Annotated in this window: 11 protein-coding genes; 5 read left to right on the forward strand and 6 right to left on the reverse strand. The window is 46.4% G+C overall.

The genetic code is table 11. The features are described from left to right. Positions 1-25: 25 nt before the first annotated feature. Positions 26-1,207: a PQQ-dependent sugar dehydrogenase gene (locus AC1XUF_RS06965; RefSeq protein ID WP_483340951.1), complete on the forward strand. Its 1,182-nt coding sequence runs from the start codon at positions 26-28 to the stop codon at positions 1,205-1,207. Between the two features lie 101 nt (positions 1,208-1,308). On the opposite strand, the gene AC1XUF_RS06970 is transcribed toward AC1XUF_RS06965, so the two are convergent. Then, a complete protein-coding gene (locus AC1XUF_RS06970) occupies positions 1,309-1,455 on the reverse strand; it encodes a hypothetical protein (RefSeq protein WP_483340952.1) in 147 nt (48 codons plus the stop codon). A 248-nt stretch (positions 1,456-1,703) separates the two neighbouring features. On the opposite strand from AC1XUF_RS06970, the gene AC1XUF_RS06975 reads away from it, so the two are divergent. From AC1XUF_RS06975 to AC1XUF_RS06990, 4 genes are all read left to right on the forward strand, one after another. Beyond that, positions 1,704-3,239, forward strand: coding sequence for a tail fiber domain-containing protein (locus AC1XUF_RS06975; RefSeq protein WP_483340953.1), 1,536 nt, complete (start codon positions 1,704-1,706; stop codon positions 3,237-3,239). Continuing rightward, positions 3,236-3,928 (forward strand): T9SS type A sorting domain-containing protein, encoded by a 693-nt coding sequence (locus AC1XUF_RS06980; protein ID WP_483340954.1) that lies wholly within the window; start codon positions 3,236-3,238, stop codon positions 3,926-3,928. Before AC1XUF_RS06975 ends, AC1XUF_RS06980 begins: the two co-directional genes overlap by 4 nt. 92 nt (positions 3,929-4,020) lie before the next feature. Next, positions 4,021-8,544 (forward strand): M4 family metallopeptidase, encoded by a 4,524-nt coding sequence (locus tag AC1XUF_RS06985; protein WP_483340955.1) that lies wholly within the window; start codon positions 4,021-4,023, stop codon positions 8,542-8,544. A gap of 3 nt (positions 8,545-8,547) precedes the next feature. Continuing rightward, a complete protein-coding gene (locus tag AC1XUF_RS06990; protein ID WP_483340956.1) occupies positions 8,548-8,928 on the forward strand; it encodes a T9SS type A sorting domain-containing protein in 381 nt (126 codons plus the stop codon). A 357-nt stretch (positions 8,929-9,285) separates the two neighbouring features. On the opposite strand, the gene AC1XUF_RS06995 is transcribed toward AC1XUF_RS06990, so the two are convergent. The 5 genes from AC1XUF_RS06995 to AC1XUF_RS07015 form a co-directional block, all read right to left on the reverse strand. Beyond that, positions 9,286-9,783: a GyrI-like domain-containing protein gene (locus AC1XUF_RS06995; protein ID WP_483340957.1), complete on the reverse strand. Its 498-nt coding sequence runs from the start codon at positions 9,781-9,783 to the stop codon at positions 9,286-9,288. 106 nt (positions 9,784-9,889) lie between these two features. Continuing rightward, the gene (locus tag AC1XUF_RS07000) at positions 9,890-10,228 is read right to left on the reverse strand and encodes a hypothetical protein (RefSeq protein ID WP_483340958.1); all 339 of its coding nucleotides are present in this window, start codon (positions 10,226-10,228) and stop codon (positions 9,890-9,892) included. 157 nt (positions 10,229-10,385) lie between these two features. Next, a complete protein-coding gene (locus AC1XUF_RS07005; RefSeq protein WP_483340960.1) occupies positions 10,386-11,639 on the reverse strand; it encodes a sensor histidine kinase in 1,254 nt (417 codons plus the stop codon). Then, a complete protein-coding gene (locus AC1XUF_RS07010; RefSeq protein WP_483340961.1) occupies positions 11,636-12,313 on the reverse strand; it encodes a response regulator transcription factor in 678 nt (225 codons plus the stop codon). The genes AC1XUF_RS07005 and AC1XUF_RS07010 overlap by 4 nt, the downstream gene beginning before the upstream one ends. Before the next feature lie 167 nt (positions 12,314-12,480). After that, positions 12,481-13,893 (reverse strand): hypothetical protein, encoded by a 1,413-nt coding sequence (locus AC1XUF_RS07015; RefSeq protein WP_483340962.1) that lies wholly within the window; start codon positions 13,891-13,893, stop codon positions 12,481-12,483. Between the last annotated feature and the right edge of the window lie 14 nt (positions 13,894-13,907).

Raw genomic sequence — 13,907 nt, forward strand, 5'->3', positions numbered from 1 at the left:
AAAGCATCAAACCATCAGTTACATCATGACAAACAAGATCCAATCCTTTTCCTTCTTCGCTTTTTTCCAGTTGGCTTTGGCACTGAGCGAGCTATCGGCCCAAAATGTAAAACTCCAATTGATTTCCGATCAGCTTTCCCACCCCACTGCGTTTGCGGTAACCAAGAAATCTCCTAACCTCCTTTTTGTATGTGAACAGGAAGGGCGGATCAGGGTTTTTGAAAACGGAAAGCTGTTCGAAACACCGTTTTTGGATATTACCAAAGATGTGCTCAAAAAAGACGGTTATGACGAACGTGGATTGCTTGGCCTTGCTTTTCATCCAGACTACGCCGACAATGGCAAGTTTTATGTCTATGTCAGCGTGAGGTCCGAATTCCCGGCCAAAGGGATAGACCACCAGAGTGAAATCCGGGAATATGTGGTTTCTCAAATCAATCCAAAGCTGGCCAATCCGGACCAGATGAAGAAAATACTTGTGTTTGACCAGCCGGAGTCCAATCACAACGGAGGCGATCTTAAGTTTGGGGCGGATGGGTTTCTGTACATTTCCGCCGGAGATGGAGGCGGCGGCGGCGACAAACACGGAACATACGGCAACGCTCAGAACCTGGGTAATTTATTGGGTAAAATCCTGCGAATTGACGTAAATAAAGTGCCCTACGGTATCCCCGCGGACAATCCGTTTGTCAGAACCGAAAATGCGAAACCGGAAATTTACGCCTATGGGCTTCGCAATCCCTGGCGCTTCAGTTTTGACCGCGAAACAGGCCAGCTTTTTGCAGGCGACGTCGGACAAAACAAGTTTGAGGAAGTCGATATTATTCAAAAAGGCGGCAACTACGGCTGGCGGGCTATCGAAGGTTTTCATGAATTTAAACCGGAAGATCCTAAACCAGCTAATCCAATTGCCCCTATTGCCGAGTATCCGCATCAGGAAGGGATCAGCATCACGGGCGGTTTTGTCTATCGCGGAAAGGCGCTCCCAGCTTTGGAAGGAAAATACATTTTCGCGGATTATATGGGTCCGGTTTGGCAACTAAGCCCCGGGGCTGCAAATGATTGGAGCCGTGAAAAATTGTCTATTTCAAAAGATCCTGGTTATTGGCAGGTTTATAGTTTCGGGGAAGATATCGTCGGAGAGCTTTATGTACTGGCTGTTTTAATGAACGGCGGGAAGGGGGCTTTATTTAAAATCACGCCCTGATCACACCGGCAAGACTGTTTGAAATGAACGTCTGCTGTCTGCTTCCGTCAATTCTGTCACCAATAAAAAACTAACACAATCTACTCATAATGAATTAATTGTCATAATTTCATCAATGTGGCAGGCAATTTTATCAGCAAAAAATACACTTGTTTGAGACAGCTGGTGAACCCCTCCGGCAGCAGGTAGCGTGTGATGTTGATCCCGTCGGCGATAGCCCGCTTCCAGGCGATCAATGCACTTTTCACTAATCTTGTCTAGTCACTTCGCTCCGAGTAACCAGGACGTAGATCCAAATCATTTTAACTTTCCCGATTCTTCTCAACCCAACCGGCCTCTTCCTGCTATACGTCCGGCCGGAATGAGCCGGATTTTATTTTTTCAAAGTTCTTTTTACCGATCGTTAGATTACTCCCAGCCGTTTGAAAATTAAGACCCGATTCCTGACTGACGAAATATACTTTTGTCAGGGTCTCGAAAGTCAAAATACATTTCTATGAAAAGAGTAATATTAATTCTATTTGTTCTGTTGAACGGCATGCAGGTTCTATGCCAGACACCGCAGGAGTTTGCATTTCAGGGAGTCGCGCACGGCGCAGCAGGAGGAGTGGCTGCCAATACACCAGTAGGTTTGCGGTTCTCTATCCGCAAGATCTCCGCGCTGGGACCTATTGTTTATCAGGAAACACACATTGCCCAAACCAGTCCACAGGGCGTTTTTTCAGTTAATATCGGAGCAGGGACTTTACAAAGCGGTCTATTTAAAAATATTGACTGGACGTCTCCTGAAATTTTATTTCTGCAGGTTGAAATGGATCCGAACGGGGGAACGAATTACGTCAATATAGGCACCACACAACTGGTAAGTGTGCCTTACGCATTACAATCCCAGGAATCAACTCGCTGGGCGAACGACGAACCTGTAGTGCAAATACCCACTACCAACATCTCCAATGATCTTCCCGCACTGCCGATCGTCGGAGAGGGAACAAGATTGATCTGGTATCCTAAGAAATCTGCATTTCGCGCTGGAATTGCTGCGTCGAACAAGTGGGAGAATGCCCAAATTGGCATATCTTCCACAGCATTTGGTTCTTCCACCACTGCAAGCGGAGACAATAGTTTTGCATTAGGACATAAAACTAATGCCAGCGGGAAGTTGTCAATGGCATCAGGTGAGGAAACCGAAGCAAAAGGTTGGGCATCAACCTCGATGGGCAATGGAACCGTTGCAAAAGCAGATGGAAGTTTATCAATTGGACACTACAATGATGATTCTGATGATCCTCAAACTTCAGAGCGTGTTTTTCAAGTCGGTATTGGGCATGGTGGTTATCCCAAAGATGCACGAAACGCAATCACTGTATTGAGAAACGGAAACACCGGATTTGGGGATAATGTGCTCAACCCTGAATTTACTGTCGATATAGGCGGAAGAGCCCGGATTCGCCACTATTGGTTTGGCGAGACCGCCGGGTTGTATTTTGACGATTCCAATCATAAGCCAGCCGGTTTTGTCGGCATGAAATCCAATACTGAAATTGGACTCTTCAACGCCGGAAAATGGCTTTTCTGGATGGATTCTGGCGGTAATGCACATATTTCGGGTTCAAATTACAACTCATCTGACCGGCGCCTCAAACGTGACTTCTCCTTTTTAGAAAAGAGTTTGAGCAGGCTGGGCAGTCTGAACGGATACCACTATTTCTGGAAGGAGCAAACACTCGATCAAAAACTTCAAACAGGCCTCATTGCGCAGGAAGTTGAAGCAAGTTTCCCTGAGCTTGTCAAAACCGACGAAAGGGGCTATAAATCAGTTAATTATATCGGGTTGATACCTCATCTGATCGAGGCAGTGAAAGAACTAAGTCTTGCCAATCACAAATTGTCAGCATCCAATGCGGACCTAAACGATCAAAATGGACTGCTAAAAATGCAGGTTGACAAAAGCCTGGGTCGAATTGAAGCCATTGAATCGCACCTGCGGGTTCTGATCCATAACTCTTCCATCTCGAACGATTCTAAGAAATGAGAATAAAATTTTTCATTGCACTGATGGTCATGTCCGGGCAGCATATTTCGGCGCAGCAGGTTTCACCTTCGGGTATCTATGGCGCAGCAAATTCCGTTACCGTTGGCAACCTTCATGTCAACTGGGTGCTGGGTACGCTTACACCTGTTACGATCTCGGCGTTGCCCGTCAAGCTGATCAGTTTTGAGGGCTACCTGACAAAGAATGAAGAGGCGCAATTGGAATGGAAAATCTCGGAGGAATTCAACAACAAAGGCTTTGAAGTCCAAAAATCCACGGATGCTAAAAATTTTGAAGCCATCGGCTGGGTCGAAGGCGGCGGTACTTCCAAAGGGGAGAAGTCGTTCCGCTTCCTAGATCCCCATTTCGCGACCACCAGCTATTATAGGTTAAAACAAGTGGATTTTGATGACAAATATGCTTTTAGCAGAACCTTGGTGGTAATTCCCGAGGCCGAGAGCCTGGAACGCCTCCTCGCATATCCGAATCCAACGGCCAATGGAATGGTGAGAATAAGGCTGCCGAACAAAACAGTCTCAATACAATTGGTAGACCTGAATGGGAGAATTATTCTAGAGCAAACAAACCCCATGCTCAATCAATCAATAAACCTGCCAACCACCGGAACATATGTTTTGCGTATAAACAACCTCGTTGGAACGAAGTCGATAAAGCTCATCAGGAAATAAACAGGTCTGGCGTAGGGTTACCATAATGATTTTCGCAACTCAATAGCAATCAATCACATTCACAATATGTATCTATAACTACCACACTAAATATGTCAGAATTCAAATCAAATTTAGCCCAAAAAATCTTTCTGGTGCTCCTGCTGGCCATTGCCAGCATTTACACCTCCGGCGCAAATGCGCAGCTTCTTTACCAGACGGCAACATTCGGCCAGCTCGCTCCACCTCCTGGCTTACTGGGCACACTTTACAACCCGGAAACCTACCTGATCACCAATGTGCCTACCACTTATCATGGTAACCAGAATGTGTACGCGACGGCCTACCTGCCGTATATCGCTTCTCAATCTGATCCAGACCACACGATTGAAACCTTTGGCCCTTTTTATAAAACCGGCATCGCCATGTGCTCCAAACGAGATCCGGCGCTCAGGTTGTATGCGCCCGTACAAGTGGCCATAGGTTCACAAAAGCCGGGCCAGCCGGTTAGTGGCTTGTACGCACTGGCATCCATCATACCCTACGGCAATGACCAATATAATTACAAAGGGCCCTATAATACCCTTCCGCAACTGAATGCACCCGATGCTGGTTTTGTCAGCCCCATATCCAGCGAGCACGCTGTTTCCACCCTGGAGGCTGCACAAAAATTTACCAAGTTTTCCCATGAACTGCTCACCGACGTAAATGGCATTGGCTGGGACGGTTTTGACAAAGCTGGGAATTTACCGATTACCATTGTCCTGGACACGACCTCCGGGCTGAGTTTCTATAATCCCAAGTCTAAATGGATAATTTTAAAAAGTAATGATCAATTTGATTTTGATGCAAGCCGCACAGTCATAGGGCACGAGATCACACATGGCATCCTGGCAAATACTGCTGCTATGGCAAATGGAGCGCTTATCAGTAACAGCCGCAAAGAGCTCAACGAAGGCTTTGCGGATATCCTAGGCGTGGGGTTCAGCAACTGGGCCGAACCAGGCGGTTTTAATAACCCAAAATGGGATTATTTCTGGGAATATATTAGCACACCTGGCTATGTGAATTTGCCATTTGATAACCCCAAAGCAAGATCCCGGCCTACCACTTATATGGGGGAGTTTTACCAGACGGACCCCCAAGACCCACAATATGATGAGCATATCAATGGAGCTGTATTAAGTTACTTCTTCTACCTAGTCAACGCCGGTGGGGAGGGGTATAAAGATGACGATCCCAATTATCCATTCACAGTTCTTCCACTGATCTTCGATAATGAGGAAGAGACATATCGAATTGCATTAAAGATATTGTTCAGGGCATTCTCAGAAAAGCTCACAGCTACCGCTGATTATCCCGAATTAAGACTGGCTACACTCGAAGCGGCTAAAGACTTTGGCTATGGCGTCGGATCAAATGTGTATCAGCGAATTGCCAGAGCATGGGAAGCTGTGGGCGTTGGCACACCAGTATATAACACCATTTGTGCCCAGGCTACTGCCGAAACTTGCATTTATGGCAACGTTACATTCAGCGCCCAGGAGGGAACACTCAAGCCTGATCCGCAAAGTCAGAAGGTCTCGATGCTTTATGACTGCGCCAGCCCAAACCAAGTCAAAACAATGTACAAGGATTATGCCAGCACCAACGTACTAGCCATCGACTGGGACAATGACACGATCTATTCAGATTACAGTACCTTCTGGTCTTACCGTCTTGTTACGCTTCATGCCTTTACACAGGTGACCCGCGACTGGTTTATCAAAAAGCTCAAACACGACGGAATGGATGGGGGTGGACAGTTTACAATTAACAACCTACTTACGGATGATCCGGCAGATAACACCAACTATGTAATCTCTCCCAGTGGAACTAAAAATTCCGCCACCATCCCTTATCTCTCAGAGAAAAAAATATCCTGCAACCGTGACTTGATAAGTAAAAATTACTTTGAAGGTATCAATTTTTTTGCCAAATATATCCCGCAGCAAAACCCGCCGCCTACCAACCCTGAATGGAAAACATTGATCAGCGGGCTTTCAGGTATCTTTTCCCTTCAAATCAAGAAAGATTATGAAAAGGAGCAGCTCAATCCTAATGCTGATGATATTTGGACACTAAACGAAGGGACATCTGACCCTTTGCAAGTCATAGACTTCTCCAATCCCAAACTCTACGGACAGCCTGCCGTATATCATGGAGACAAATGGGACGACGGCAAGCCTGAGAATAATTCGGGCATCCTCAACCTCTTTTACTACCTGCTCGTCCATGGCACCGATGAACCGGATGGTTATACCAATGATGAGCCCGGCAGCAGGACCTATTCCATTTTTAAACTTTACCCGGAACTTGTAACAAAGGTGCTCTGGCAGGCTTATAAGGCGGTCCCGGCCAACTCAGGCATTGAAGAATTCAGGGTCGCCACCATGAACGCACTCCACCAGATGGACCCCGCCTATGGGCCTAAGTCCAAAGAACATATCGCATTTTATGATGCCTGGGCTGCCGTGCTCGGACTGCCCGATTATGCTTCTACATTAAACCACCTCCCCGACGATGGAGCCGCTGTTTATCCATGGCCTGCACAAGTGGGCGTGGAGGTTGAATACCCACAATACGAAAGCTCACGCCTATTCCAGGTCAGCAAAAGTCCCATCTTTGACAATAAAGAGGCGCCCGTTTACCAGTTCCTCAACAAAACCGCGCCCAATGCCGCAACGGCAATGACTTTTGGTGATGTGAACCTTGAACCCGGCGAAACATACTATGTACGCTCCCGACTGACAGAAAGCGGCGACCCCAGAAATGGTTGTGCTGTAACACCCGACCCCGTATTCTGCGAGTCCCTGAAAGGAAAAAGGAAATGGACCTTGACCTACGAATTCAATACCGAGAAAATCCCCGCCATCACGGGATTGAGCCCTAAAACGGGACAGACTATACCTGCATGGGACAGCCCTTTTAGCTGGACTGGCACAAAAGGTTCACAAGGGTACGACCTGCTGGTTACCGATACCGACGGAAAGGTCGACCCTCAAACCATCAAAATCGATGACTCCTACGATGACCCGGACCCGGAAGATGAAAATCCTGCGCCAGTGGTGGTCAAAACAAATATGGCCTTATCCAAAGAACGCAAGTATACCTGGAAAATAGCCCCAAGGCAAAAGCTCGGGTCGCAATGGGCCTGCACCGAACTGCCCAATGGCATGACCTCCCCGCTCAGCGAGGAAGAAAAAGCGGCTTTCCCCGACGCATACGGAGAATGGACACAGGAGCAAGCATTTCTTACAGACCTGCCAACGCTGGTGCCTGGCGCCTACCCCGCACAGGGGGAGCATGTGCCACTGATCGGGCCGGCCATCAACCTGACTGCCAGTGAGGACAAAAGGGCAGACAGCTATTATTTTGAATACAAAAGTCCGCAGCATGGTGGATATGCAGATAAGCCTGTTTATGCCATGAATGTCTGGAACATTCCAGGCATCGCAGATCTCGAACAAATCGACTGGTCATTTACTCCTGTTAAAAACATAACCCCGCCATTTATTGTAGAAGAAGAAAAAGGGGAAACCATTTGGAGAAGCTTTATTGCGGATCTGAGCCTTGTCGAAAAACCCAAGCGCTTTAAATATAGTGAATGGACTTGTGTCGATCAGGGGGGAAATGTAAAACTGGAATGGGAGAAGGTTGAGGGAGCTCAAGGCTACAAATATACCGTCAAGGAATTCGGAACAAATATTGAGGTTGCCTCGGGAATCAGCAACTTGAGCCCTTCTCCAATCGTAAGTGGTGCCAGCAACTATCCCTCCCCTGGAAAATATACCTGGACCATAGCCGCAGGAATCGAAAGCCCTAAAGGCAATTGGCTTTTCGGGCCTGAAAATTCCTTCACTTATGGTGTCAGCCCCGAAAGGCCAGTTCTTTTGTCCCCGCCTGATGCAAGTGGAGTAGCACTTGGGTCAAATAATTCTATTAATTTCTCTTGGGATCCGGGAACAGATCCTAATTTGCAGGCCGGACATCCGTTTTTTCTCCAAAAGTTAACCGAAAATAGTCAAGACCCAATACAGGATGTCGTCCCATTGTCAGCCATTTCGGCAAATCAGTTATTAGTAAACAACCTAGAATTTAACTCCCAATATCAATGGGCTGCGGGAAACATAACAAACATCTCAGGTTGCCAATCACTTCAAGCTGGCCATTTTACCACAGGCGAAGATCCTAATAAGGTGATCCCTGAGCTTAATTTTGGCTTTGTTTTTTCTGTTTCAGATGATTGGGACTTGCCAGACTGGGAGTTGCAGTACAACATCACGATCCACGCACCTGGCGGCGCAGTTGTGTACAATCAAATGAACCTGATGTCAGTACAGCAAATAGCTACAGTACTGCCCATCGTAGATGGAAAATATGAAATTGACGTGATTGTGATCGGTTTGACAGAGCGCATTAAGCAATACAAAAACAAACCGACATTTTTTTATACAATTCAAGTATTGGATAAAGGCCCAGGAAACAAAGGGCAGTTGGCGTCGGATATGCAATCCACAACAGTGGAGCCAATCCTCAATGCACAAGGGCATCTATTTTTCAAATATGATACAAGTACTAACATTGTAAGCCACTAAATCATGAAAAAAATCATCCGTTTAACTACAGCAACCTTGGCATTCATGACAGGTTTAACCTTAATTGGCTACGCCCAGAATGTCAAGCCGAATAAGACAGGCAAGGTAATTACCATTCTCCCCGCAGAGTTTATTTATCCCCTGCAAAAGCTACCACTCTACCCAAACCCCGCAAGTCGCCAGGTTGAACTTGCCCCTTACGGTGACGCGAAAAATGAAGGCTTCAACCTTGAAGTGTATAATAGCCTTGGGATGCGTTTGGTAAACCAGCCATGGAAAGGAGAAAAACTCGATGTTACAAACTATCCAGCCGGCATGTACGTCGTAACCCTAAGGAAGAAACAGCTGGTTTACACGCAAAAGCTGGTAGTCAACAGGGATTAACAGAACAAACTAGCCACAGTTTGAACAATTACCTCAAACTGTGGCTGATACTCTGTCCCTACTTTCAGGACCATAGCAATCCGAACCGGATAAATCCCGCGCACGTGGCATCGCTCTTACGCGGGGAAGTAATTTGCAATTGACTGATAAATTACGCCCGACAGATACCTTCAGCAAAACGTCCCTGAGGCGTATCACGCAGGTTTGCTATAGAGCGGATACTTCGCAACCCGTCCAAAAACTGACGGTTATACAATATACGTTTTTGCACAGCCTCTACATTGACCCGGATCACTCCCGTTGTGTGCTTTGTCTCCGATCAAGTGAAGACATGCCTGGTTCAGTGTCCTGATTCTTCTAATCCTCCAGAAGAAATGCAATCTCGGTTTGCCATCTCCCTGGGTCGGGTTCATTATCCGGATCTACAAGATAAAATTCGGTGCGGCCGCCCCATTGGGTATATCCCTCGTAAGCCTGGATCTTTTCCCGAAGGCCCTGTTTTTTAATCCAGGCTTCCAGTGCCATATGCGCTTGCATTAAATCCTTGAAATCCCCGGTATAAATAATAGTCGCGTAGTTGCCTTCGGGAAACGTACCGGGTCTCACGCGCTCGTCGCCTGTAGCGGCCTGAGCCACTGTAAAGCCAACGTCGCATGCAAGCTCACCAGCGGCATTCATTGATTTATATAGAAAGAAGTCCGGGCCGGCTGCCTCAATATGACGGGTTTTCATCCATGTTTTCACCTCAGGGATCAACGGCGGCAAAACCTGAGGGATGTCGTGCATATGCACGGTTTTGGAAATGGCCAGATAGTGCCGCTCCTCGCGGTATTCGGTTTTAGGATCTGAGAGCATTTGGTCTGAATTTGGTTCAGTTACAAAGCTATTCTTTACCAAATCAACCTTTGGGGTGCCAATGCGTCAAAAAAGATGGTGGATTGCGACGTGGGTCAGAAGTCGTTTAATATTCGAACTCTTTTTTTACTTTTTCGGCAAGTTTTTCCACTTTACCCACAAAACGTATACATTCTTCTTCCGTCATGGTATCTACAGTGTGACGAACCGCATTCATCACCATAAATCCATCTTCATCTCGTTTAACGCCTTTTTCGTTTGCTTGTCTCTGCAAATCAGTCCAATCAGCAGCAAGTTCCTCCGAGAAATACTTAGGGTCAATGATGTTGAAATACGAAGATTGTGATTTCAACTTGTCTTTCAAACTTGTTTTTTCAGTGTCTTTTTTCAACGCTTCCACCAGTTTCGACAATTCGATCAGAGCAAAGACATTTGATTTCTTCATAATTAAATAACGTTGAGGGTAAAAAATCTTATTAAGACAAATTTAAAAATGATTTAGCTATTAAGATACACGTTAGCAAATTAATTATGCAGAAAGAAAGATCAATGAATACTTTCTTCTGAAAAACGGCACAGACAAGTCAAAAGACATATTATTTTTACCAGCTAACAGACAGCGTATGCCATTCATTATCAATATCATAGCCAAGATGAAGCTGATTTACCTGACAAATGGTTTTCACAAGTGCAAGCCCGAGGCCTATGGATGACGATTGTGTACTTTCTTTTCGAAACCGCTCAAAAAGCTGCTCTGGCGATACGCTGATCGGATGCCCGGTATTTTTAACTGTAAGCTTTCCAGGCTCAAGAGAAATAAAGATCTTTCCGTTTTCAACATTGTGCCTGATCGCATTTGTGAGCAGGTTATTTACCATAATCTCAGCTAATGCGGGATTCATAACGGGGCCGGATGGTTGTAAAGAAGTTTGGATTTCTATGTTACGCTGCTCAATTAAATCTTCCAGGTCAAGCAGTTTTCTGTCAATAATCTGAACCAAATTGATTTCCGCATCGCCAGCCAGAAATTGATGATTCTCGATCTTTGTAAGTAACAGTAAAACGTTGTTAAGCTTGCTCAGCCGGTTTGCAGCTTCGCTGACCTCGAGCAATGCAACGATCTGAGATTCCCGCAAAGTTTCGTCCTGCAGCAATCCTTCAATTTTAGACATGATAACCGCCAGCGGCGTTTGTATTTCGTGGGCTGCGTTTTCAGTAAATTCTTTCAGATTTTGGTAAGAAGTAGCCAAACGGGCTGTCAGTTGGGACACCGATTTATTGAGCTGATCAAATTCGATGGTCGGCTCGTTGGGAAACTGCAGAATTTCGTGCTTTTCCAGTTTGTAGGCATCGAGGCTAGCCAGGGTTTTATAAAAAGGCCTCCATACCCTCTCGGAAAGCCAGTTATTTAAAAGTAAAAGCGAAACCAGCAACAATGCCGCAATAAAGGTAACGGTCATCACCACCGCATACAGCAGCTGCTGCCTTTGCAGCAAAAGCTTGCTGATTGTAACCCGGTACCATTGGCCTTCCACCTGTTCGTAGAAAACCAGCTGACGGTACGGCTGAAACTCCCCGGTCGCCTGGTCAAAAAGACTACTGTCGGTCATATTGGGTTTCCTGGGGAACCTCACCGCATCCAGTTGCAGGCTATCTCCCAATTGCAGGATATAAACGGGTAATTTATCTATGTTTCTCAGCTGCCAACTTACCTTCGCCTGACTGCTCAGCAGTTCCTGGTTTACCTCCCTATCGATCAAAAAACGGACCGATACATAAAAAAGACAGGCTCCAAGAATCAGGACTATGACGGAAGTAATGATATGGTAGCGAAAGATCCGAACTAGCAGCTTCATTTCTCGCTGAATTTATAGCCCACACCATACATGGATTTCAGATAGTCGGGACACCCCTTGTCCATGAGCTTTTTCCGCAGGTTTTTGATATGTGTATAAATAAAATCAAAGTTATCCATGAGGTCCGCGTCGTCCCCCCAAAGGTGTTCCGCGATAGATTCTTTGGTGAGGACCCGGTTCTTATTGGAAATCAGGTAAATCAGCAAATCGTATTCTTTGCGCGTCAAGATGATTTCCTGCCCAGTAACCTGTACCAGATGCTGCTGTGGATCAACTTTTATCACGCCAAAAACGATGTTCTGGTTGCCCTGAAAACTCCTCCTGCGGATAACAGCCTGGACACGTGCATTCAACTCCGAGAGGTGAAAAGGTTTGGTGAGATAGTCGTCGGCCCCCATATTTAAACCGACAATCTTGTCATCGAGTGAGTTTTTGGCCGATATAGTAATAATGCCGGTGTCCGGCGATTTTCTTTTCAACTCTTTAATCGCATCCAACCCGTTTCCATCTGGCAGCATAATATCCACCAGGACGCAATCGTAACGATAGATATTGATCTTTTCAATTGCGGATTCATAGTCCGATGCCCATTCACAAATAAAATTTTCGCGCTGGAAATAGTTGACGATGCTTACAGCAAGTGCTTTTTCGTCTTCTATGAGTAACAGTTTCATGGGAATGAATTTTTAGCAAATGAAAACACTTAATCTGTTGCAATTTTGAAGTTCCCCTTATTTCTACAAAAGACAATAACCCAATAAAGCACCCGGAAACCCGTTTATAACGAAAAGGGGATGGCCTGCTGCAGACCATCCCCTTTTCGTTGAATCAAGATCTGGGTTTACCGGCGTCCGCCCCGGAAGCCTCCGCCGCCGCTGAAACCGCCGCCACGGCTAAAACCGCCGCCGCTGAAACCTCCACCTCTGCTAAATCCGCCGCCATTGTAAGACCTGCCGGCTGATCCGTTGTAGCCTCTGTTATAGCTTTGAGATGGCATTGAGCGATAGCCCTGCATCCTGCCTGCATTGTAAGATCGACCATAGTTAGCCCCACCATTGTAACGGGACGACATACTGGGATTGAAATGTCTCTCAGCAGCTGTTGCAAATCCGCTACGGGCATAAATAACCCTGTGAGGATTAATGGTGTTGCGGTAGTAGTTACCGTAAGTCCGGTACAGGTGGGGATAATACCGGTAAGCGCCTCCAAAAAACCAGTTGGAAAATCCAAGCGATGGGTAACCGTACATACCCATTCCATAATACAAACCACCACCGAAACCAAATGCGCCTGGGTACCACATCGCCGATCCGTACCAATATGGATATCCAAACCAGTAGGAATAAGGATTGGTATAGTAGTTCACCACTTTATCGCCGGTCGGAGCAGGGTAGCTGTAACCATTGGTAGTCGCATATTGTTGCGCAGCCTGGTTATACTCCTGCAAAGCCTGTGGGTCCTGAGCCATATCATGCTGATAATTAGCCAGTTCCTGATCATTTTCGGACTGCAGTTTGTCATGCAGGTCTGTTAGGTGCTGACGGGTTCCTTCGGGGTCATTTTTGAAATCCGCGGCCAGGCGGTCGGTAAGGTCATGGTGATCGTTCAGGATGGACAGCACGTCGGGCATTTCCTCCAATGCCTTGAAAGCCATTTGGCCCTCAGCGTCCAATGGACTGATCAAGTCTTGAAATGCGTTTACGGCATTTTCATTCAGGTTGTCCACAGCCACCAGATCGTTGTGATGGTTGTTATACAATTTCCACGCAGCTTCTTTCAATTCCTGAGATGCATTGGGGGTATTGGCAACCAGGCCGTCAATCTGCTCCCGTGACTCCCGGCGTGGCGCTGTTGCCAGTGCATGCATCAGTTCTGGGTACCGTGAAACCTGATAAAACCACTCCTGTTTCTTCTGAGGATAATCCTGGATGATATTCCGGAATGCGGCTCCGGTATTATCCCTGATTTGCGCCAGCTTTTCCAGGACTTCCGGATATTGGGTGGCTGTTAAAATGTTATTCCTGATTTCTTCGTCATATTGGGCAACCATCGGCGCGATGCTTTGTCTCACCCTGCCCTGCTGCTGATCCGGGGCATATTGCTGATTATCGTTACGATACTGGTCATTCTGACCAAAACCCGAAATCGAAACTACCATCAGACCGACAACTAGGGGAAATGAAAACAAGCGAAATGGAAAGGTCCAACTCCTGCCGATGGCTTGATTTGGATTGCCTTTTTCTAGCGGTTTCATAATGCTGATTGTTT

The organism is Dyadobacter sp. HNCC25DJ185 (assembly GCF_056895195.1).